At 62.5% G+C, this 20,354-nt stretch carries 19 protein-coding genes; 9 read left to right on the top strand and 10 right to left on the bottom strand.

Annotated features, from left to right (window positions below; all coding sequences use genetic code 11):
* Positions 1 to 18: 18 nt before the first annotated feature.
* On the bottom strand, positions 19 to 1,215 hold the full coding sequence (locus KUV86_RS12765; protein WP_222485080.1) for a M20 aminoacylase family protein: 1,197 nt from the start codon (positions 1,213 to 1,215) through the stop codon (positions 19 to 21).
* Between the two features lie 165 nt (positions 1,216 to 1,380).
* Between KUV86_RS12765 and KUV86_RS12770 the strand changes: the two genes are divergently transcribed.
* Entirely contained in the window at positions 1,381 to 2,274 is an 894-nt protein-coding gene (locus tag KUV86_RS12770) for a LysR family transcriptional regulator (RefSeq protein ID WP_206940734.1), read from the top strand.
* 128 nt (positions 2,275 to 2,402) lie between these two features.
* Here KUV86_RS12770 and KUV86_RS12775 read toward each other — a convergent pair whose 3' ends face one another.
* The 3 genes from KUV86_RS12775 to KUV86_RS12785 all read right to left on the bottom strand — a co-directional run bounded on the left by KUV86_RS12775 (position 2,403) and on the right by KUV86_RS12785 (position 4,644).
* On the bottom strand, positions 2,403 to 3,863 hold the full coding sequence (locus tag KUV86_RS12775; RefSeq protein ID WP_261317502.1) for a Na+/H+ antiporter family protein: 1,461 nt from the start codon (positions 3,861 to 3,863) through the stop codon (positions 2,403 to 2,405).
* Between the two features lie 293 nt (positions 3,864 to 4,156).
* Positions 4,157 to 4,363 carry a hypothetical protein gene (locus KUV86_RS12780; protein ID WP_206940733.1) on the bottom strand — a complete coding sequence of 69 codons (207 nt, stop codon included), beginning with the start codon at positions 4,361 to 4,363 and terminating at the stop codon, positions 4,157 to 4,159.
* Positions 4,360 to 4,644, bottom strand: coding sequence for a hypothetical protein (locus KUV86_RS12785; RefSeq protein ID WP_222485082.1), 285 nt, complete (start codon positions 4,642 to 4,644; stop codon positions 4,360 to 4,362). Before KUV86_RS12785 ends, KUV86_RS12780 begins: the two co-directional genes overlap by 4 nt.
* Before the next feature lie 509 nt (positions 4,645 to 5,153).
* On the opposite strand from KUV86_RS12785, the gene KUV86_RS12790 reads away from it, so the two are divergent.
* Positions 5,154 to 5,639 (top strand): fasciclin domain-containing protein, encoded by a 486-nt coding sequence (locus KUV86_RS12790; protein ID WP_222485083.1) that lies wholly within the window; start codon positions 5,154 to 5,156, stop codon positions 5,637 to 5,639.
* 217 nt (positions 5,640 to 5,856) lie between these two features.
* Here the strand turns inward: KUV86_RS12790 and KUV86_RS12795 are convergent, their stop codons facing one another.
* Positions 5,857 to 6,339 carry a phosphatidylglycerophosphatase A gene (locus tag KUV86_RS12795; RefSeq protein WP_206940727.1) on the bottom strand — a complete coding sequence of 161 codons (483 nt, stop codon included), beginning with the start codon at positions 6,337 to 6,339 and terminating at the stop codon, positions 5,857 to 5,859.
* A 144-nt stretch (positions 6,340 to 6,483) separates the two neighbouring features.
* A complete protein-coding gene (locus KUV86_RS12800; RefSeq protein WP_222163919.1) occupies positions 6,484 to 7,425 on the bottom strand; it encodes a transglutaminase domain-containing protein in 942 nt (313 codons plus the stop codon).
* A gap of 724 nt (positions 7,426 to 8,149) precedes the next feature.
* Here KUV86_RS12800 and KUV86_RS12805 point away from each other — a divergent pair.
* Together KUV86_RS12805 and KUV86_RS12810 are read left to right on the top strand one after the other, a co-directional pair.
* Entirely contained in the window at positions 8,150 to 9,607 is a 1,458-nt protein-coding gene (locus KUV86_RS12805) for a circularly permuted type 2 ATP-grasp protein (protein ID WP_206940723.1), read from the top strand.
* Positions 9,608 to 9,611: 4 nt separating this feature from the next.
* Entirely contained in the window at positions 9,612 to 10,598 is a 987-nt protein-coding gene (locus KUV86_RS12810) for an alpha-E domain-containing protein (protein WP_224852135.1), read from the top strand.
* 141 nt (positions 10,599 to 10,739) lie between these two features.
* Here KUV86_RS12810 and KUV86_RS12815 read toward each other — a convergent pair whose 3' ends face one another.
* The 3 genes from KUV86_RS12815 to KUV86_RS12825 all read right to left on the bottom strand — a co-directional run bounded on the left by KUV86_RS12815 (position 10,740) and on the right by KUV86_RS12825 (position 13,409).
* Entirely contained in the window at positions 10,740 to 11,822 is a 1,083-nt protein-coding gene (locus KUV86_RS12815; RefSeq protein WP_222485085.1) for a putative zinc-binding metallopeptidase, read from the bottom strand.
* Positions 11,823 to 11,955: 133 nt separating this feature from the next.
* Entirely contained in the window at positions 11,956 to 12,891 is a 936-nt protein-coding gene (locus KUV86_RS12820; RefSeq protein ID WP_222485087.1) for an alpha/beta hydrolase, read from the bottom strand.
* Positions 12,888 to 13,409: a GNAT family N-acetyltransferase gene (locus tag KUV86_RS12825; protein WP_222485088.1), complete on the bottom strand. Its 522-nt coding sequence runs from the start codon at positions 13,407 to 13,409 to the stop codon at positions 12,888 to 12,890. Before KUV86_RS12825 ends, KUV86_RS12820 begins: the two co-directional genes overlap by 4 nt.
* Positions 13,410 to 13,765: 356 nt before the next feature.
* On the opposite strand from KUV86_RS12825, the gene KUV86_RS12830 reads away from it, so the two are divergent.
* The 5 genes from KUV86_RS12830 (at position 13,766) to KUV86_RS12850 (ending at position 18,888) form a co-directional block, all read left to right on the top strand.
* Positions 13,766 to 14,602: a glycosyltransferase family 2 protein gene (locus KUV86_RS12830; protein ID WP_222163928.1), complete on the top strand. Its 837-nt coding sequence runs from the start codon at positions 13,766 to 13,768 to the stop codon at positions 14,600 to 14,602.
* Positions 14,599 to 14,886, top strand: a complete 288-nt coding sequence (locus KUV86_RS12835; RefSeq protein WP_222485089.1) for a lipid-A-disaccharide synthase N-terminal domain-containing protein — start codon at positions 14,599 to 14,601, stop codon at positions 14,884 to 14,886. The genes KUV86_RS12830 and KUV86_RS12835 overlap by 4 nt, the downstream gene beginning before the upstream one ends.
* Positions 14,887 to 14,967: 81 nt before the next feature.
* A complete protein-coding gene (locus KUV86_RS12840; RefSeq protein ID WP_222485090.1) occupies positions 14,968 to 16,728 on the top strand; it encodes an ArnT family glycosyltransferase in 1,761 nt (586 codons plus the stop codon).
* Positions 16,729 to 17,184: 456 nt separating this feature from the next.
* On the top strand, positions 17,185 to 18,036 hold the full coding sequence (thpD, locus tag KUV86_RS12845; protein ID WP_206940874.1) for an ectoine hydroxylase: 852 nt from the start codon (positions 17,185 to 17,187) through the stop codon (positions 18,034 to 18,036).
* A 174-nt stretch (positions 18,037 to 18,210) separates the two neighbouring features.
* Positions 18,211 to 18,888 carry a fumarylacetoacetate hydrolase family protein gene (locus KUV86_RS12850; RefSeq protein ID WP_222485091.1) on the top strand — a complete coding sequence of 226 codons (678 nt, stop codon included), beginning with the start codon at positions 18,211 to 18,213 and terminating at the stop codon, positions 18,886 to 18,888.
* A gap of 137 nt (positions 18,889 to 19,025) precedes the next feature.
* On the opposite strand, the gene KUV86_RS12855 is transcribed toward KUV86_RS12850, so the two are convergent.
* Positions 19,026 to 20,204 (bottom strand): alcohol dehydrogenase family protein, encoded by a 1,179-nt coding sequence (locus tag KUV86_RS12855; RefSeq protein WP_261397639.1) that lies wholly within the window; start codon positions 20,202 to 20,204, stop codon positions 19,026 to 19,028.
* Between the last annotated feature and the right edge of the window lie 150 nt (positions 20,205 to 20,354).

The raw sequence follows: 20,354 nt of genomic DNA on the forward strand, positions 1-20,354 counted from the left end.
TGGCCAGCGGCGATCGGGTCAGGAGGTCTTGGCCAGTCCTTCGAGCGCGATGGCGACCAGCAGTTGGCTGCCGGTAGGAATGACGGCGTCGTTGAAGTCGTAGCGAGCGTTGTGCAACGGCGGAGTGTCCGGCGTGTCGGCGCTGCCCAGGAAGAAGTAGGCACCAGGGCACTGCTCCAGCATGAAGGCGAAATCCTCACCCCCCAGGCTTGGGGCTACCTCTTGCTCCAGCGCCGATTCACCGAGCACCTCGCGGGCCGTATCGATGACATGCTGGGTGGCCTCTGAGTGATTGATGGTGGCGGGGAAAATGCGCTGATGGTCGACCTCGATTTGGCCCCCGTAGGTGGCTGCGACACCGTCGCAGGTACGGGCGATGGCGTCGGCAATGCGGTCCTGTGTGGCCAGGTCGAGGGTGCGGACGGTGCCGCTCAGGCGGACCTCATCGGGAATGATGGCGAAGCCATCGAGTTCTCCGCCCTTGATCCCGCACAGGCTAAGGGCGGCAGGCGACAGCGGGTCGGCATCTCGCGATACCACACTGTGCAATGCCTGAATGAGGGCTCCGGCCATGCGCACCGGGTCGATGGAGAGATGAGGGTTCACGCCACCATGGCCGCCCTTGCCACGGACGCAAATGTCGAGGCGGTCGGTCGCAGCCATGATCGGGCCGGGGCGGATCGCGACTTGGCCCCTGGGCAGGGCGGGCCAGTTGTGCAGGCCGTAGATAGCGTCCATGGGGTAGCGCTCGAACAGGCCGTCCTTGACCATTTCGCGTCCGCCACCCAGGCCCTCTTCTGCCGGCTGAAAGACCAGGTAGACGATGCCGGAAAAGTTGCGGTGGCGAGCCAGGTAACGCGCGGCACCAATCAGCATGGTGGTATGACCATCATGCCCACAGGCGTGCATGATACCGGGCACTGCGGAGGCATGAGCGTGGTCGCTGGCCTCCTGGATCGGCAGCGCATCCATGTCCGCACGCAGCCCGATGCGACGCCCGTTGTCCGCCGCCAGGCCCTTGATGGTGGCGACCACACCCGTACCGCCCAGACCCTTTTCGTAGGGTATATCCAGGCGTTCAAGCTCTTCACAGACCCGCGCCGAGGTGGCGTGCTCCTTGAACCCGAGCTCGGGGTGGCGGTGAAAATGATGGCGAAGTTCCGTCAGGCTTTGCAGTTGATCGTCGAAGAACGAGGTGTCGATAGTCAGGGTCATGGGATGCCGCAGATGTGTGAATGATGTTCACCATCATGGTCGGCGGCTTTTTATAGATAAAATATTATTATTTTTCTATTACCATGCTTTTATTGTATGGATGCCGGGTGTCTGGCATGCCCCTGGGGGCGTCGGCGCCGGTGGCTGGACCACGAGGAGGTGAGCATGGACTTCAAGCAATTGCGCTATTTCCTGGCGGTGGTCGAGGAGGGCTCGATCTCCCGCGCTGCCCGGGAGATTCCGCTGGCCCAGCCCGCCCTGACGCGGCAACTCAGGCTGCTGGAGGAGTCGGTAGGGGCAACGTTGCTGGAGCGTTCGCGTCACGGTGTCAGCCTCACGGCAGCCGGCAGTGCGTTTCACCGAGAGGCGAGGCGGCTACTACGGGAGTTCGAGACGGCCAAGCACGATGCACGGCGTATCGCCGATGGCCAGCTTGGTCAGCTGCGCTTGGGCGTGACGGTCATGCACCTGTGGGTGCCGCAGATCGTCAGGCTGCTCAATCAGTTTCGTCAGAGCTACCCAGATGTCAGCCTGAAGGTGCAGTCACTGCTGTCTGCCCCACAGGTGGAGGCGCTTCGGCATCATCAGCTGGATGCAGGCATGCTGTTCTTCCCCCCACAGGACGATGATCAGCTCGATAGCCACTGCCTGTATGAAGATCGACTGGTACTGGTCGTGAGCAAAGGTTCCCGGCTGGCGCGGCACCCGCCGAAGACACTGGCTGAACTGACCGGCGAGGATTTCATCTGGTTCGAGCGAAGCGCGACGCCGGTCTACCACGACAAACTCATCCATGCGTTTCAGCGGCGCGGCTTTACCCCGCATGTGGTTCAGGAAGGGACCGACAATGCGACCATGCTATGCCTGGTGGCGGCTGGTATGGGCTGTACCATCATGCCGGAGATGACCATGACGGGGGCACCGGAGGGCGTCGTCAGCATTGCGCTGGATGACCTCGACATGGTCTTGCCATTGATGCTGGTGTGGCGGCGAGACGCCAGCCTGCCGGCGGTGCGTCGGCTGATCGACGTTGCCGAATCCCTGGCACTGAGTCGTTGATTGCTGCTCAGCTCCTTTCTCTGCCGCCGGGAACGTTGGCGCACAACAGCAGGCCTGGGATCTGCAGCTGACGGCGTCCGCGTCACGGGGACGCCGTCCTATCCCGCTGGGTCGCTGCCCGGTGAGCGTCAGAGCACCATCGCTGCGATCCAGGCAAAGACCAGCATACCGAGGTTGCAGTGCAGGAAGGTGGGGATGACGCTGTCCCGAATATGGTCATGCTGGCCGTCGGCGTTCAAGCCGGCCGTGGCCCCGAGGGTAATGGTGGACGCAGGCGAGCCGGCATCGCCGAGGGCGGCAGAAGCGCCCAGCAGGGCAATGGCTGCCAGCGGGTCAAAGCCCAGCGTCAGCGCCAGCGGCAGATAGATCGGGGCCAGAATGGGCACGCTGGCAAAGGAATCGCCAAAGCCGATGGTAATGAACAGACCGACGATCAGCATGACCGCTGCGCCCACCGCCATGTTGCCGCCAATCAACGCTGCCGAGGCGCTGACCAGGGCGTCGATTTCCCCCGTCGCGGTCAGTACGCCGGCGAAGCCTGAGGCGATGGTGATGATGACGGCGATCTGAGCCATCATTCGCAGCCCATCGGTGAACACGTCGTCCTGCTCCTGCCAGCGGAAGATGCCGCCAAGGGTCAGAATCAGGAAGCCCACCATGGCTCCGATCAGCAGTGAATCAAAGCTAAGCTGAAAGACCAGTGCCACGGCCAGCGCCGCCAGCGTGATTATGAGCTGAAGGGGCTTCAGCCGCGAGGGGGCGGTCGGCCGGGTGATCGCGACGGAGGCGTCAGGAGTGGCGTAGTCCCGCGGCCTGCGGTAGCTGATGAAGACTGCCACCAGCAGCCCTGCGACCAGTCCCAGCACGGGTAAGGCCATGGCCTTGGGCGCCATGTCGGCAGTCGCTGTCAGGCCGTGTGCAGCGCCCACGCTGTTGACGTTGGCCAGCAGGATCTCGTTGAGGAAGATGGCGCCAAATCCGGTGGGTAGCAGCAGGTAGCTGGCGCTGATAGAGCACGCCAGAATGCAGGCTACGGCGCGGCGGTCGACCTTGAGACGGTCCAGCACACCAAGCAGCGGTGGGATCAAGATCGGGATAAAGGCGATATGCACCGGCACCAGATTCTGGGACATCAGCGAGGCCACGATGAATAGCCCGAACAGCGTCCATTTGACGCTGCGCCGAGTGCCTTCCTCGTGACTGCCAAGTCGCGATGAAATGGCATCGGCCAGCAGCTCCAGCAGGCCACTGCGGGACAGCGCAACGGCGAAGGCGCCGATCATCACATAGGTCAGACCGACCTGAGCGCCTACCAGCAGATTGTCGTTGAACGCGCCGATGGCGTCGGTCATCGGCATCCCCGCATGCAGTGCGCCGAGCATGGCCGCACTGATCAAGGCAATGGCCACGGGAATCCTCAGCAGGCAAAGGATGATCATGCTGAGAATGGTCAGCACTACCGCGTTGATGTGATAGCCGGCTGCCAGGCTGATGCCGTACAGCGCGGCGCACACCACGAGGATAGGAAGCGCCTGGGCGCGGCTGTCTTGACGGCGCGCTGAGGCCGCCGGAATTGCGTTGTCGGGCATGGTGTCTCCGGCTCAGTCTGAGCCATGTGTCCAGGTGGTTTCGGGGCGGCCAGTGAGGGGTGTGACGCGGGTTTGACGCTGCTCACCTCTCAGTGTGCTGGCAGCGGCAAACGTCACTGGCGCCAAGATCATACCTCAAGACACCGCTCGCCAGGCGTCTAACCCTGCAAGCCTCCTGTCATGTCAGGTGCTATTTCAGGTACTTGCCAGACCGGTGATTCACCATGCCAATAAAAAGCGCCGCCCTGATGGGGCGGCGCAACATCGCCAGGACGCGGTGGCGTGTCTATGTCTCAGGCCATGGCCGCCGCTGGGCTGGGCATGGGCTGAGGGGGAGGTGGTGTCGTCGCCATGAGCGCCCGTTCCAGGTCCATGGCCTTGCACTTGTAAGCGGTACAGTTGGCGCAGTGCACGCTGTCACCGTCGTCGCGACCAACAGGAAGAGTGAAGCGGCTGTGACCGCAGATGCTGCAGTTGAGGTCTAGAGCAACGGTAATCATGTGCTGCACTCCTGTGCGCCAGCACTGCGGTGTTGGCCATGTTGCTCTCTGCGGATGGCCATCATCAGGCTGCGAGACTTGTTGAGAAATCGCAGATAGTCCGGTGTCTGACGCTGCTCCCAATCGGCAATGGTGGCGTGGAACTCGTCACACTCGACGCAGCGGAGTTCATCCCAGTCATTGTGCTGCGAAGCGGATGCCGGAATAAGTGTGGCCTGGTCATGGCCGCACAGTGTGCATGTGATGGGGTAGTACATCTGGCGCCCTCCTTGGCGCGTCATCTTTCATCGCTCCTTGCGAGGTTACGCTGCAAGTGGTGGCTCGCTGCCTTGCTGGCCTACCCCTTGCGGCGTCATGTACAAGGTTGTCATGCATTTCTATTTTGTGCAAGTTGTGTATAGCTTATGCGGGGTGCGCTTGCGCTGTGGCGCCGCCGACGTTTCTTTCGACGCAGCATGATGACGCCTCTTTGTGACGTTTTGATGGATTGGGTGAGGGGAAAGCATCGGGTAGAAAAATACTTGTACGAAATATTAATCTGGTCTAGTTTTTGTACATGATGTTGTTACATATCGCCTCGGTGTTCTGAGTGGTGCATATCGCCTTGGTTCACAGGGCTCTGGTTTACGGGGGCTTGGTTTACGGGTCCTCGGTTTAAGGAGCCAGGTTTCAGGAGCTCCGGTTTAAGGAGCCAGGTTTACGGAACGCAGGTTGAGAAGCCCTGGTGAGTAGGACTCCGGTGCCACGAGCCGACAAGTCCACCGAAGGCATGATGTCAGGAGGAAGGAGCATGAAGGCAAAGGGACTTTTGGCCGCCGGGTTGCTGTTCAGCGCCTCGGCAGTGTGCACCAGCGCAGCAGCGGCTGAGGGCGACACGCTGTGGCAGGTGATTCAGGACGATGAGCGCCTGACGACATTTGCTACTGCGGTGGAGGCGTCCGACCTGGACGAGCGCATGAGCGAGGAAGGGGAGATGACGGTCTTCGCGGCGACCCAGGAAGCCTTCGACGCGCTGCCCGAAGGCCGCCTCGACGATTGGCTAAGCGACGACAAGACTCAGCATCGTCGTCTGGTCGAAGTCGTGTCCTATCATCTCGTGGATGGCGCGTGGCAGCCAGGCGACAGCGATGTTGTCACCACCCTGCAGGGTACCGACATGTCGGTCGAGGAGCAGGATGGTGATTGGCAAGTAGGCAACGCGACGCTGGTAGAACGTGACATTCAGGCAAGCAATGGTGTCATCCACATCATTGACGCTGTGCTGATTCCGGAGTGAGTTCTGGACTGACTAATAGGTTTCGATCGAATCCTGTCCCGTCTTGCCGCCCTTCAGGGCGGCTTTTTTTGTCATGAACAGGCGTAGGGAAACACTGCATGAAGTCCGCCGCTTCGCTTCGTTGCGCGCTTCTCGATCTCCTCACCTATACCGCCTAGGCTCCGGGGGCGGCGCTGCGTGGGCCTTGCGCCGCTAGGCTGATGACTTCAGCACTTCCTTAGCGAGGGCTGTCGGTGCGCCAGTAACGGCGTGTCAGGCGTACCAGCAGGGCCAGAGTCAGCGCCGCATAGACGGCGGCCATGACATCATCCGCGACAATGCCCAGGCCGCCGCCGATGCCTTCGATCTCCCGCACGGGGGATAGCTTGGAAATATCGAACAGACGAAACAGCAGGTATCCGAGCGGCAGCATGATCCGGCGGCGGTGGCGCGAGAAGGCCAGAACTACCAGCGGCAGGGCTACCCACTCATCCAGTACGATCTGGGAGAGATCGCCGCCTCCCAGCCACAGCGAGGCAAAGTGGCAGATGGGAACGGCGGTCAGGATCAGCAGCAGCGCGATCGCAAGCCGTCGTGCCGGCGGCAGCCGCAGCAAGTACCAGGCCACGGGAATGCCGATCAAGGTTCCGACGGTTCCGGGGGCCCAGGGCGAGTGGCCTAGCCCGAAGCCTGTGGCGATCCAGATCAGCAGGTCCTGCATGACACCTCTCCAGCAGTGCGCCCCAGGGAATCGTCAGGCGCCAAGACGCCGATAGTGGCGATTGGCGAGCAGGAACGCAATGCGAACATCCCAGTGTGGTGTAACGCTCAGGCTCCAAGTGCTAGCGGCTCGGGCCGTGCCGTTTCAGCTGGCCAGCGGCTCGTCCATGCTGTCGCTGTTGTCTCCATGACCCTCGGCGCTGGCGTCCGGGTCACTGGCAATGGGCAGGACATCGACTTCGACCTCAAGCTGTTGCCGGCCGCCACCGGTCACGACGCCCTTGATCGGCGCTACGTCGTCATAGTCTCGGCCCCAACCCAGCAGCAAGTGACGCTCGCCAACGCGCACACCGTTGGTGGGGTCGAGGTCCAGCCAGCCCCACCCCGGTATCAGCACCGCGAACCAGGCGTGTGAGGCGTCTGCCCCTAGCAAGCGGGGCTGCCCAGGAGGCGGACTGGTCTCCAGGTAGCCGCTGACGTAACGAGCGGCCAGGCCGATGGAGCGCAAGGCGGCGATCGCAAGATGGGCAAAATCCTGGCAGACCCCGCGACGCTCTACCAGTACCTGCGACGGCGTGGTTTCCAGGTTGCTGAACTGACTGTCGTAGTAGAACTCGTCATAGATACGGCGATTAAGGGCATCCACACATTCCACCAGGTCGCCGCCAGGGGGAAAGCAGGCCTCCACCCACGCCGCCAGCAGTGGACGACGCTCGATATAGGCCGAGTTTTCGAGAAATGGCTGAGCTTCCCAGTAGCTCGTGGTGCCAGGTGTTGCCAATAGGTCGCGGCAGGTTTCCCAGGACATGGCATTGGCAGGGGGCTGGGGCCGTGGGGAGGTGGTGATCCGCGCTTCCAGGGTCACTTCCAGCACCTGGTGCGGCGTGTCGATGGCAAACAGGTTGATACGGTTGCCAAAGGCATCGCAGCGTTGCTGGTGCAGCGGAGTCAGGGGCGATGTGGACAGGCGCGCGAAGGCCACCTGTTGCCAGCCCAGCACGCGAGGGGACAGACAGGCTTCATTCTCGCTGAGCGTCACGATCTCGCTATAGCGATAGCGGGTGGTATGGCGCAGGTAATAGTTCATCTTGCAGTGCCCGAGCGAGGGCCTGATACGCGCATGACGCAGCGCCGGCTGGCAGGCACGTCATGGCCAAGGATGGACCGTCCTGCGGTCCCGGCATACGAGGACATGATGAGTGCGATGTGTCTCCTGATGACGAAGGGATACAGCACCCGTGGCGCTGTGATCAAGATGTACCCCAGGCTGGGCATCGGCTCAAGTCCGCCGTATGCCCGTTGAGCTGCACTGTAACCTTATACCCTCAGAACCTCATCCCTCAGGACCCCTGGCAAGTATCCGCAGGTGGGTCCATGAGCTTGGCTCGCTTTCCTGACCAAGCTCTCCAGACCAAACTCTCGTGGCCAAACCATCCACACCCCTTTGGCGGCGACAAAGCATCCACATCCTGTTGAGGTTGGAGAGGCCGGCGTCAGCCCGTCGTGACGCACTGTCCTGGTGCGCGCGTCGGCAGAAGTGCCCCGAGGACGAGCCAGCAGCCTGCCAGGGGCGTGACACATGCGTCGCCATGTGTCCGTTGCGGTGCCGATTGTCCCGGCGGCTAACTTACCTGTGTCCGATACGGCAGATTTTCTGTGTTCTGGTACAGACCTTGCTATACAGCAGGTAGGGGACCCCGATATGTCGATGGGATGTACGCCAGTCTGGTGCATCACGATCCGGTGCAGGATGCCCCGGTGGACGAAGGCATAGCAGGGTAGACCGCTGTTGATAACAAGAGGGTGTGCCGATGAGCCATGTGGATTGGCAGCAGTACAACTGCGCTGGGTTCTACGATGAACTGGTGGCCATGCCCGGGATGCCGCGGGACGCGGCCAAGATGCTGTGCGACGTGCTGGAGGGATTTGCGCCGGATGAGCTGGCTGAGCGCAAGACGGCGGCAGAGATTGCCATCAGAACCATGGGCATCACCTTCACGGTGTATTCGGAAGGCAGCATGATCGATCGGGCCTGGCCCTTCGATATCGTACCCAGGATCATTCCTGCAGATGAATGGCGGCGTACCGAAGCCGGCCTGAAGCAGCGCGTCGAGGCGCTCAACCTGTTTATCGACGACCTCTACCATGACCAGAAGGTCATCAAGGATGGGGTCTTGCCCGCCGATGTGCTGGCGCAGTCGGTCAACTTTCGTCCCCAGTGCGTCGGTATCGACCCGCCCCACGGCGTCTGGGCACACATTTGTGGGTCCGACCTGGTGCGCGGTGGGGACGGCACGATCTACGTGCTGGAAGATAACCTGCGAATCCCCTCCGGCGTCTCGTACATGCTCGAGAACCGCAACGTGACCAAGCGCGTGCTGCCGGAGCTGTTTGCCTCGGGCAAGATTCTTCCCGTGGACGATTATGTGCCCCAGCTTTACGACATGCTGGCCGGCATGTCGCCTCGTCCCTGGGACGACCCGCAAGTGGTGGTGCTGACGCCGGGGATCTACAACTCTGCCTACTACGAGCATGCCTATCTGGCGCAGCAGATGGGGGTGCAGCTGGTCCAGGGCTCTGACCTTGTCGTCGATGATGACGATGTGGTCTACATGCGCACGGTACAGGGGCTGACCCGGGTAGACGTCATCTATCGGCGTATCGATGATGCCTTCCTCGACCCGGAGGCCTTCCGTGCCGACTCTGTATTGGGGGTGCCGGGACTGATGCGGGCCTGGCGCAGCGGCAAGGTGGCACTGGCCAATGCCCCCGGGGCCGGGGTGGCCGATGACAAGGTCGTTTATGCCTTCGTGCCGCAGCTGATCAAGTACTACCTGGACCAGGATGCCTTGCTGCCGAACGTACCGAGCTACCTCTGCATGCTTGAGGAGGATCGGCGCTACGTGCTGGAGCACCTGCATGAACTGGTGGTAAAGCCGGCCAACGAGTCAGGCGGCTACGGCATGCTGATGGGGCCTCAGGCCTCCCAGGCGGAACGCGACGCCTTCGCCAAGTTGATCCAGCAGGATCCGCGCAACTACATGGCCCAGCCCATGCTCAACCTGTCGACCACGCCGACCCTGTTCGACGGTCGGCCTGAGCCTCGCCACGTCGATCTTCGGCCCTTCATCCTGTCTGGCCAGGATGGTGCCTATGTCACCACCGGCGGCTTGACCCGTGTTGCGCTGGTAAAGGGGTCGCTGGTGGTCAACTCGTCCCAGGGCGGGGGCAGCAAGGACACCTGGATCGTCGAGACGGGGGAGGACTGAGACCATGCTGATGCTTTCAAGAGTCGCCGAGAACCTGTACTGGATGGCCCGCTATATCGAACGGGCCGAGGACACCGCGCGTCTGATCAATGTCTCCAGCCACCTGATGCTCGACATGCCCTATCGGCAGCCGCTGGGCTGGGCGGCGATGGTCGATATCACCGGAGGCGGGGAGCTTTTTGCCACCCTTTACGATGAGCCCAATGATCGCAACGTCATCCAATTTCTGTGTGCTGACCGGCGCTACTCCGGGTCGATTCTGTCCGCCCTGGCTCAGGCCCGGGAAAACCTGAGGACTACCCGGGACGTGGTGCCCCGGGAAGTCTGGGAAGAGATCAACCAGCTCTACATGAATGCCAGCGCCCAGGCTGATGCCGGGTTGGGACCTGGCCGTCGCGAGGTCTTTCTCAAACTGGTGATTCGTGGCTGCCAGACGCTGATTGGCCTTATCGAAGGGACCCTGAGCTACGGCGGTCCACGGACCTTCATGATGTTGGGGCGCCAGCTGGAGCGTGCCGACATGATCACCCGCATCATTGATGTGCGTTCGGCCAACCTGCTGCAGCGAGACAGTGATGAGATTCGGCCCTTCGAGCACTTGCAGTGGATGAGTGTGCTGAAGTCACTGACCGCCTACCAGATGTATCGCCAGCACGTGCGTTGTCGAGTAAGAGCCACTGACGTACTGCGTTTTCTGGTGCAGGACGGCAAGTTTCCACGCTCGGTGTCGCGCAGTCTGAAGGACAGCATGCGTGCGCTGCGCTCGCTGCCGCGGCATGACAGGGCATTGGCCACCGCGACGCTGGTTCACGCCGATGTGGCCGAGGCCGACGTGCTGGCGCTGGTTCGTTCTCCCGAGGCGCTGCACGAGTTCATCGACACCCTGCAGCAGGGCGTTGCAGAGCTGCATGCCGCCATTGCCCGCACGTACTTTCCGACGCTGGATGACCTGGAAGAAGTGGCGCTGGCGACGGTGGCCAACGAGGAATAGCGGGACGTCGCGAACGGTAGCTACGCCATGCGCCGACCCGCTGTCGGCGCCATGGCGGAATCTTGAGCGGTCGAGTCGTTGACGTCCGCCATCACCCGTATGACCTTCCATGCCTGCTGTTGCTCGCTGACGGCACAGGGGTCAGGCAAGCGTTTGCTGTGACGCGGCGTCTGCATGGCGGGCAGACAGCACCATCTCGTGGACGTAGCGCAGCTTGGCGGCAATGGTCGGCGTAATCACTTCCGGGACCAGGTCGAGCAGCCCCATCTCGCGGTTCATTTCATTGAAGCCCAGGCTCAAGCGACCAAAGGTATAGAGCATGGCGTCCAGGTCCTCGTCAAAGCCGGTGGGGGTGATGCCGAAGTGTCCGGCGGTATCGAGGATCGCCACCATGTCGAGGTAGAAGCCGAAGGTCTCGGCGAAATCCTCCCAGGGGTGCATGGTGGCGTAGGCGGACAGATGGTGCTCTCGCCAGTCTGCAGATGGGCCCTGCTGGTAGTGGCGCTCGAGGGCGTCGCTGTAGCTGGGGTGGCGATGGTCACCAAAGACGGCGATGCAGGCGTCTTCGTCTCTCCCCTTGATTAACAGCTCCCAATAGTAGTGACCGATCTCGTGTCGGAAATGCCCGATCAGCGTCCGATGAGCCTCATTGAAGTCGGTGCGCAGGCGTTCGCGTTCGACATCATCGGCCTCCTTGACGTTGATGGTGATGTGACCGCCGGCGTGCCCGGTAAACACCGGCATGCCTTCTTCGCTGCTGTGCCATCCTCCCTCCACCGGTACTTCGTCCGCCAGGAACGAAAAGGATAATGGCGGGTCTGCCTTGTCTGGGCTGACCTCATGGGGAAGCCCCAGCAGATCAAGGGTATAGAACAGGCGTCGCTTGGCACTCTCGAGCTTGGCCCAGCGCTCGCGATGGCCTTCGATGGACAGGTCCGGAATGGCCCGGTTGTGGCGGCAGCAGTCACACAGGGTTATCCCCTGATCGGCCTCCTGGGCTGTGAGCATGCGATTGCACACCCCTTCCACCGCATAGTTATGACACTTGACCAGCAGGGTGCCACAGCCGTCGTCGACACAGCGGTAGCGCCCGTCAGCTTGCCGTTCCATGGCGACCAGGGCATTGCATCCCGGACACCAACCCACCTCCGTCGCGCAGACCAGGCATTGGGTGTTATCGAAGAACAGCCGATTGTCGCAGCGGTGACAGGGGTAGTGGCGCATTGAGGCGTCCTCGATCAACGGCAATACATCAGTTGCCGCTAGTATAGCCAGCCTAGTGGTCAGCGCTGTTTTGAGTGTGCTCAACGGATGGGCAGACCTGCCCCGCTGCGCCAGGCTGGCTCGCTCACCGGCATCAGCCGAAGCGTTGAGACGGCCCTTGGCATAAATGCGCCAGGAAGTTTGCCTGGTCCTCGGCGAGGCGGGGTTGCCAGGGGGCCTCGTAGATCGCGAAGTGGCCGGTGTCATAGGTCTTGAGGGTGACCCGGCCCTTGAGGCTGTCGGCCAGTCGGTAGCCGGGGGCAATCGGCGTCACGCTATCGCGGAGGCAAAGTTGCAGCAGCAGCGTACAGGACAGCCGGTGGGCGATCTTGACGGGCCGATAGAGTCCCAGCGCCAGCAGCGCACGCGGGGCAATGCGGTTGTCGAAGTCGTCACCGGCGAAGCGCTGAATGCCTTCCAGCGCATCGGGTGCGGTGAGTGCGGCCAGCGTGCCCGGCTCATCTGCCAGCGGGATATAGTGCGGGGACCGCCCGAGGCTGCCGCGTATAAAGTCGGCAAGGCCCGCGCCGGTCATGCGCAGGAAGGTCCCGATCCCTTCGTCCTTCAGCTTCACCAGTGATGAGGCCTGGCCGTCCAGCATAGGATTCATGGCGATGACGGCGGCGATATCCCGACGCCGTGCCGCCAGCTGGATGACGTGGGCGGAGGAAAATGACGTCCCCCATAGCACCAGCGGACGGAGCGGTTCGAGGCTGCGGGCATGATCGATGGCAGCCAGGTAGTCCTGCTGCTGACGGCGGATGCCGAGCAGCTGGCGCGGCTCCCCAGCGGAGCGTCCGAAATGGCGATAGTCGAAGGCGAGCACGCTGTGGCCCGCCTGCTGGAGCGCCATGGCGTAGGGCATCAAGCCGCCCTCGACGGTGCCGCCAAGGCCATGGGCCATGACCACCAGGGCACCGCTGTCCGGGGTCGCTGACGCCGATGGTAGCCACCAGCCGTGGCAACGGGTGCCTTGGCTAGGAAATTCCACCTGGCGAATGGGCTCTGGGTGTCTGTTACTATCGCTCATGGCGTGGCCTTGTCTCTCACCGCGTGGCCCGGTATCCCGGGGTGGTGGGGAGCGAGCTCCAGGGTCATGTAGACGCTGTTAGGATCGACGACATAGTCGGCGAAGGGCGCGCAGGTGACGAAGCCATGCTGTGCATAGAAGCGCCGGGCCGGGGCAAACCCAGGCTGGGAGCCCGTCTCAAGGCTCAAGCGTCGGTAGCCGCGCTCACAAGCAGCCGCTATCAGGTGCTCAAGCATCCGCGTGGCGACACCGCGTCTCAGCTGGTCCGCAGCGGTGCGCATTGACTTGATCTCGCCATGATCGTGGCCAATGGCCTTCAGCGCCACGCAGCCGACAAGTCGATCCTGCTCCCACAGCCCCCACAGGGTGACGTCATCGCCCTTCAATTCGTCCAGGCTAAGTGCGTGCCGGCTCTCCGGAGGAGAGTCTGGCGCCAGGCGCTTCAGGTCTCGGCGGTGGGCGCGAATCATGGCCACCATGTCGGGGTGAGTCAGATCATCTTGCTTGAACTGAAACATAAGGATCCTCGAGAACGCTGACGCCTGGCTGGGCCAGCCACAGGGGCATGGACCGCAGTCTACAGGGCTGGCCACTGTCCGGCGAGACGGACACCTCTGTTGGTGCGAGTGGGCAATCGAGTCAAGCGTGTCAGGGCATCGTGGCAGGAGACGTCCACTGGCATGACGACCTTTTTTTCGCCAGGTTATGTGCCATAACGTCGTCGTTTTGAAGGGCGGCGTTCCCGGTCAATGACGTCGATCGACGAAGCATAGATATATGCGCGTTATGTAATCTTATGTTGCGGTGAATTAAGGCCCGCTTAAGGTTGGCGGTCCATGCTGTCCCTCCTGCACTTGCTGATGGAGAGGCCAAGATGGCGCCCGTTACCTTGTCGGTACTGATCCCCGCCCACAATGAGTCGGCCAATCTGCCCGGCCTGCTCGACGAAATTGCCCAAGCCCTGGCGGACCATGACCACGAAGTGATTGTGGTGGACGATGGTTCGGATGATGACAGTTGGACGGTACTGGTCAGCCGGGCTAACCGACAGCCGACGCTTAGACCGCTGCGTCATCACAGTAGTGCGGGCCAGAGCACGGCGCTGTGGCAGGCCGCCCGACATGCGCGGGGGGAGTGGTTGGCCACGCTGGATGGCGATGGTCAGAACGATCCCGCCGATATTCCTGCGTTGTTGCAGGTCGCCATCGCCGAACGAGCCGACCTTGTCGGCGGCCATCGAGTCCGTCGCCAGGATAGCTCCCTGAAGCTGTTTTCCTCGAAGGTGGCCAACGCGGTTCGCGCCCGTTTGCTGGGTGACGGCTACCCCGATAGCGGCTGTGGCATCAAGGTCATCCGTCGAGCAGCATTCGCCTCCTTGCCCTACTTCGATCATATGCACCGCTTCCTTCCTGCCCTGATCACCAGCCAGGGCGGTCGCTGTCTGGCTCGGCCGGTCCATCACCGGCCCCGTGGTCAGGGAGCCTCCCACTACGGTCTCGGCAATCGGCTATGGGTAGGCATCGTCGACATGCTCGGGGTCATGTGGCTTCAGCGACGCAGTCGCCTGCCGGTGGACTGCCGCTGCGTGGACAATGCCCTGGACCTGCCTCGGGTCAGCGATAGTACAGCGCTTCCATCTCACTTCATCGCGACTCAAGCGACCAATGACCAATCAGTGCCTGCTGTGCCGACGCTGGAGCCGATGCGATGACCTGGAACCTATGGTTGCTGATCGGCTTTCTTGGCCAGGCGCTGTTCTCCGCTCGGTTTATCGTGCAGTGGATTGCCAGCGAGAAGGCGCGGCGGAGTGTCGTGCCTGTGGCTTTCTGGTTCTTAAGCCTGGGGGGCGGGGCCACGTTGCTTGCCTATGCAATCCACCGTCGTGACCCGGTGTTCATCATGGGGCAGGGCGCGGGCCTGTTCATCTATTTGCGGAATCTGATGCTGATGCGCAAGGCGTCCCAGCGTGACCGTAACGTTCGCCAGGCGGCGTAGTCGCCGAGCGGGCCTTGGTGGTGTGTCTGTGCTCTGCTCAAGGCCAGCGTGCCTGATCAGAACCCTGTTGAGGAAAGCAGCATGTTCGTAGTGGGATTACCCCGTCGCCCCGGCTGGGGCTGGTGGCTGGGCCTTGTCGTCTTTGCCGTGGCGCTGTTGGCCCTGGGCCTTGGCTGGCGGGATCCGTGGCCCGCCGATGAACCACGTTTTGCGCTCAACGCGGTGGAAATGCTGGTCACCGGTGAGTTCTGGATTCCTCATCGGGGCGGAGAGCTGTATGCCGACAAACCCCCGATCTTCATGTGGGCCAGTGCCTTCTTCATCTGGCTGACCGGATCCATGCGTATCGGCTTCATGCTGCCCTCGCTGTTGGCGGGGCTCGGCACCCTGGGTCTGATCGTGGATCTGTGTCGTCGCCTGCATGGCCCCCGGGTGGGTCTGCTGGCGGGTATCGCGACGCTGGCCACGTTGCAGTTCGTGCTGCAAGCCAAGACCGCTCAGATCGACATGCTGCTGACATTTTTCACCACGCTGGGTACCTACGGCGTGTTGCGTCACGCCTTGCTCGGACCCGCCCGGGGCTGGTGGCGGGCAGGCTTCGTCGCCATGGGGGCTGGCATCCTGACCAAAGGCGTGGGCTTTCTGCCGCTGGCGCTGTTGCCCGTCTGGGGCGTGATCAGTTGGCGCGGTCGTCACCAGGGACAGGCCAGGGTCACGCCACTGCGCCTGCGCGACCTGGTGGAAGGCCTGGCGTGCCTGCTGGCGGTGGTGCTGGCCTGGGGGCTGCCGATGATCCTTATCACGTCGTTGTCCGATGACCCGGCGCTGGCGGCCTACCGCGACAATATTCTGTTCAAGCAGACCGGCGAGCGCTATGCCGATGCCTGGGCCCACCTGCGGCCCTGGTATTACTACATCGTGCAGGTGCTGCCCTGGGCCTGGATGCCATTGGTGCTGACCTTGCCCTGGGCGCTGCCGAACTGGTGGCGCCGAGTGAAGCGCGGCGATGCCAAGGTACTGCTGCCACTGACAGCCGTCATCCTGATCGTGGTGTTCTTCTCGCTTTCACCGGGCAAGCGAGGCGTCTATATGCTGCCGACGCTGCCGTTGATGGTCATGGCATTGGCCCCGTTGCTGCCGGCCCTGGTCCGGCGAAAGGGACCTAATCGAGCTGGCTTCGGTGGCCTGGTGTTTTTCGCCATCTTGCTGGCGACGGCGGGCGTCCTGGGATTGGTGGGCTTCGCTCCCCTGGAGCGCCTGGCCCATCGCTACGGTGTGACTCCGTGGTGGGAGTGGCTGGCGCTGGGCGCTATCGCCCTTGCTCTGGCGCTGGCCCTCAAGCCACGCCGTGGAATGACGGCCATCACGCTGCTCTTCTTCTGCCTGTGGGGGTGGTGGAGCACCTTTGGCTATGCCTGGATGGATCCGGAGCGCTCTCCCCGTGACATGATGGCTCGCGTCTCTCAGGAGGTGGGGCCCAACGGTGAGGTCGCGCTGTTGAACTTCGATGAAGAAATCCTGCTGCATGCGCGGTCTCGCAGCGTGCATTTCGGTGACATGACGCCGCTGGAGAAAGAAGTGCCGACAGCCATGGCCTGGTTGGCCGAGGCCCCCGAACAACGCTGGATGCTGGTGGTGGACAAGGATCTGGAGGCGCTGAGCTGTGGAGATCTTGGCCAGGCCGTCGAACTGGGCCACCAGAATCGTCATGACTGGCTGCTGTTGCCGGGGACAGCCTTTGCTGGCTGCCCAGCGGATCGCTTCGCTGCTCCCATCTACCTGGCGCCGACCTCGGTGCCTGCCAATGGCGCCGGCAGATATTTCGGTGACGCAAGCCGCTAGGCAAGCACTGTGCGGGTGACTGCGCGGACGAGCTAGGGTAGCGAACAATACTTAAACCGATCTTGTGCAAAAGTTGCATTTAAAGGGTTGCATGAAGAGGGGTGAGTGGGTAGCTTGTGGCAGGGGGCAGACGGCCCCCTGCAAGCGGCGCAGACCCGATGAGGTGGGCTTCTCATTGTCATGCCTCGCTGGCTGCGTCGCTGGTACGAGTTCGAATCTGAAAGCTGATCAATACCAATGGAGGGTGATCGGATGGAAGTGCAGACGTCGTCCAATCCGCAAACAGTCAACCGTCGTGGCGGCATGGCGCATCGCGCGCGTCAGAGCCAACATGACGGACAGCGTCACGCTCGCCGTGGCGCCCATCTCAAGCAGCAGACACAGAGCGCCAACCAGGCCTCTTATCAGGCCCTTGACCAGGGTGGTGAAGGCTATCCGACCCGGCTCCCTCAGCCGATGCAGAGCCTCTGGGTGGATCGTCGCGGCCCTGTGATCAAGGGAAGCGCCGAGCAAGGGCCCCTGAGCCAGCAGCAGCTGGATGAATTCGAGAACAAGGGATTTCTGTTCGAGCCGAATTTCATTTCCGGTGATGAGCTCGCCTTGCTGCGCGAGGAATTGAAGGTACTGCTCGAAAACGATGCGTTCCGTGGCAAGGATTACAGCGTCGTGGAACCGAGCGGCAAGGAAATCCGCTCGCTGTTTGCCGTGCATTACCTGTCCGAGGTGTTTGCGCGGCTGGCCAATAATGAACGCCTGGTCGGCCGGGCTCGTCAGATTCTGGGTGGCGAGACCTATGTGCACCAGTCGCGGATCAACTACAAGCCAGGGTTTGAAGGCAAGGGCTTCAACTGGCACTCGGACTTCGAGACCTGGCACGCCGAGGACGGCATGCCCGAGATGAATGCGGTCAGCGCCTCGATCGTGTTGACCGACAATCACGAGTTCAATGGGCCCTTGATGCTGATTCCCGGCTCGCATCGTGTGTTTGTTCCGTGCATCGGCGAGACGCCGGACAACAACCACGAGACGTCGTTGAAGAAGCAGGAGGTGGGTGTCCCCAGCCAGGAGGCGTTGCGGCAGCTGATCGAGCGCAACGGCATCGAGGCACCCAAGGGCAGCGCCGGCGGCCTGTTGCTGTTCGATTGCAATACCCTGCACGGATCCAACGCCAATATGTCGCCGGATCCCCGCAGCAACGCGTTCTTCGTCTACAACCGAGTGGACAATCGCTGCGGCGAGCCCTTTGCCGCCAAAGGCCGTCGCCCTGACTTCCTGGCCCACGAGCCGGAGGGTCGATTCGAGCCCTGAGGTTCTGCCGCCTCAGCCGCCTTGGCATCCTTGAGTGAGACGGGTGACAGTGGTCGCGGGAGCAGCAAAAGCTGGGATAGACTCGAGAGGCGCGCCAATGGCGCGCCTTTTTTGCGAGTGTCGCGGCAGGTTGCCGCCTGCTCGTGACCTCTCTACTGACCTCAGGAGCCTGTCATGTCTCTCGTCCCGAGCTTTGTCGATGGCGACACCTTTTCACAGCCGCTTGGCAAGGTGGTTTGCGTCGGTCGTAACTACGCAGAACACGCCAGGGAGCTCGATAATCCTGTGCCCGACGCCCCGATATTGTTCATCAAGCCGGCGACCAGTGTCGTGCCGCTTGAGGATGACGTGAAGGGGCCGTTCGAGCGCAGCGATGTGCACTTCGAGACGGAGCTGGCGCTGCTGATTGGCGAGACGCTGCGTGACGCCACCCCGGAGCAGGCAGAAGCTGCGGTGGTGGGCGTGGGCCTGGCGTTGGACCTGACGCTGCGTGACGTGCAGTCCGCACTGAAGAAGAAGGGGCATCCATGGGAGATCGCCAAGGGCTTTGACGGCGCTTGCCCGCTGTCACGCTTTATCCCGATCGACGCGCCGATGGATTGGTCTGCCATCGAATTCAGCCTGGACATGAACGGCGAACGTCGCCAGCACGGCATGGCGAGCCAGATGCTGTTCCCGATTCCCGCGCTATTGGCCGAAATGAGCCAGCACTTTACCCTGGCCCCCGGTGACGTGGTATTGACCGGCACCCCCGCTGGCGTCGGCAAGTTGGAAAAGGGGGCCGCTCTGGCCTTTGAACTGTCTCTGCCCAACGGCCAGAGCCACCAGCTCCAGACCAAGGTGGTGGGCTAGGCGGCACAGGCTCGCCCAAGGCTGATAAGAGCTAAAGAGCGCTGATCAGTGCTAAGTAGCGCTGATCAGCGCGAGCTCAGGCCGGCGACGCCCCACCCTGCAGACCCGACGGTGGGCCTTGTCCGCAGGTAGCGGGTTCAGTCCAGCGGGGGCGGTATCAGGACCAGGTTGCCGACGTGGTGTTTTTCGAGGAAGCTCTTCTGGGCCTCGACGATGTCCTGCAAAGGAAAGATTCCGGCCAGCAGCGGGCGAATCTCGCCGCGCTCGATGTAGCCGATCAGGTTGGGGAAGACGGGCTCATCCCAGGCGGTGGAACCGATCAAGCGGATATCCTTGAGATACAGCTTGCGCATGTCGAGTTCCACCACTGGCCCGGCGATGGCCCCGGAAGACACGTAGCGCCCACCTCGATCAAGCACCTCCAGAACGCCGCCAAAGCCTTGGCCCGCCACATTGTCCACCGCCACGTCGATGGCGAATTCTCCCAGCGCCGATACCAGATCATCATGACGATCAAGCAGGCGATCGGCCCCCAAGGCCTGGATCGCCGGATGCTTGGCCTGGCTGGCTACCGCAGTGACGTGGGCGCCACGACGCTTGGCCAACTGCACGACCGCTGAGCCGACGCCTCCGGAGGCACCGGTCACCAGCAGCCTGTCGCCTGCCGTGACCCCTGCACGATGCAGCATGTTTTCGGCGGTGCCATAGGCACAGGGGATGGTGGCAAGCTCTGCATCGCGCCAATCGCAGTCGACGGCAAACACCTCACTGGCGGGCACCTTGACGAACTGTGCAAACGCGCCATCGAAGTCCGATGCCATCCACACCGAATCCCAGTGCTCGAAGCCCTTGGTGCGCATGCAGGCTCGCACCAGCACGCGCCTGCCGATCAGCTCGGTGGCGTCGACGTCTTCTCCCAGGGCGACCACCTCGCCGCAGCAATCGGTACCCTGAATCAGTGGGAAGGGCGTTGCCCCATTCCAGCCACCGTCGTCACTGTTGCCTGCATCGTCGTCCAGGGCGCTGTCCGATGACGCCTGGGTATCGCTCGTGACGCTGGACGAATACCAACCCAGGCGGGTATTGATCTCGGTATTGTTGATGCCGGCGGCCAGGACCCGCAGCAGCACCTCTCCAGGCCCCGGCTCCGGGGTGGCCACGCGCTGGTAGCTCAGCTTGTCGTAGCCGCCATTGCCCAGGGTGACGACGGCCAGCATGGTTGGCGGTGGAGTGAAGGAAGAGGAAGGGGAGCTGGAATCGGTAGGGCGTGAGGTATCGATGACGGCATCCTCCTGGTGGCTTGTGGCACGGCGCATACGACCTATCTCGCCATGGCTGACGGCTGGGTGCAAGTGCTACGCAAGGCAGCGCGCCCGCAGACACGAGGAGTGTCGGCGGGCGCGGCAACAGGCGGTGGGCGCGGGGCTTGTCTGGTCTGGGATGGCTGGGCTGGCTGGCACCCAGCG

This window comes from Halomonas sp. DP8Y7-3, from assembly GCF_019801675.1.
Taxonomy (GTDB): Bacteria; Pseudomonadota; Gammaproteobacteria; order Pseudomonadales; family Halomonadaceae; genus Halomonas; species Halomonas litopenaei_A.

Excerpts from the sequence above, each read along its gene's own strand:
- KUV86_RS12855 (WP_261397639.1), bottom strand. The coding sequence starts at position 20,204 with ATGCGCCGTGCCACAAGCCACCAGGAGGATGCCGTCATCGATACCTCA.
- KUV86_RS12785 (WP_222485082.1), bottom strand. The coding sequence starts at position 4,644 with ATGACGCGCCAAGGAGGGCGCCAGATGTACTACCCCATCACATGCACA.
- KUV86_RS12775 (WP_261317502.1), bottom strand. The coding sequence starts at position 3,863 with ATGCCCGACAACGCAATTCCGGCGGCCTCAGCGCGCCGTCAAGACAGC.
- KUV86_RS12805 (WP_206940723.1), top strand. The coding sequence starts at position 8,150 with ATGAGCCATGTGGATTGGCAGCAGTACAACTGCGCTGGGTTCTACGAT.
- KUV86_RS12825 (WP_222485088.1), bottom strand. The coding sequence starts at position 13,409 with ATGTTTCAGTTCAAGCAAGATGATCTGACTCACCCCGACATGGTGGCC.
- KUV86_RS12790 (WP_222485083.1), top strand. The coding sequence starts at position 5,154 with ATGAAGGCAAAGGGACTTTTGGCCGCCGGGTTGCTGTTCAGCGCCTCG.
- KUV86_RS12770 (WP_206940734.1), top strand. The coding sequence starts at position 1,381 with ATGGACTTCAAGCAATTGCGCTATTTCCTGGCGGTGGTCGAGGAGGGC.
- KUV86_RS12820 (WP_222485087.1), bottom strand. The coding sequence starts at position 12,891 with ATGAGCGATAGTAACAGACACCCAGAGCCCATTCGCCAGGTGGAATTT.
- KUV86_RS12795 (WP_206940727.1), bottom strand. The coding sequence starts at position 6,339 with ATGCAGGACCTGCTGATCTGGATCGCCACAGGCTTCGGGCTAGGCCAC.
- KUV86_RS12815 (WP_222485085.1), bottom strand. The coding sequence starts at position 11,822 with ATGCGCCACTACCCCTGTCACCGCTGCGACAATCGGCTGTTCTTCGAT.
- thpD (WP_206940874.1), top strand. The coding sequence starts at position 17,185 with ATGCAGAGCCTCTGGGTGGATCGTCGCGGCCCTGTGATCAAGGGAAGC.
- KUV86_RS12830 (WP_222163928.1), top strand. The coding sequence starts at position 13,766 with ATGGCGCCCGTTACCTTGTCGGTACTGATCCCCGCCCACAATGAGTCG.
- KUV86_RS12810 (WP_224852135.1), top strand. The coding sequence starts at position 9,612 with ATGCTGATGCTTTCAAGAGTCGCCGAGAACCTGTACTGGATGGCCCGC.
- KUV86_RS12840 (WP_222485090.1), top strand. The coding sequence starts at position 14,968 with ATGTTCGTAGTGGGATTACCCCGTCGCCCCGGCTGGGGCTGGTGGCTG.
- KUV86_RS12850 (WP_222485091.1), top strand. The coding sequence starts at position 18,211 with ATGTCTCTCGTCCCGAGCTTTGTCGATGGCGACACCTTTTCACAGCCG.
- KUV86_RS12780 (WP_206940733.1), bottom strand. The coding sequence starts at position 4,363 with ATGATTACCGTTGCTCTAGACCTCAACTGCAGCATCTGCGGTCACAGC.
- KUV86_RS12800 (WP_222163919.1), bottom strand. The coding sequence starts at position 7,425 with ATGAACTATTACCTGCGCCATACCACCCGCTATCGCTATAGCGAGATC.
- KUV86_RS12765 (WP_222485080.1), bottom strand. The coding sequence starts at position 1,215 with ATGACCCTGACTATCGACACCTCGTTCTTCGACGATCAACTGCAAAGC.
- KUV86_RS12835 (WP_222485089.1), top strand. The coding sequence starts at position 14,599 with ATGACCTGGAACCTATGGTTGCTGATCGGCTTTCTTGGCCAGGCGCTG.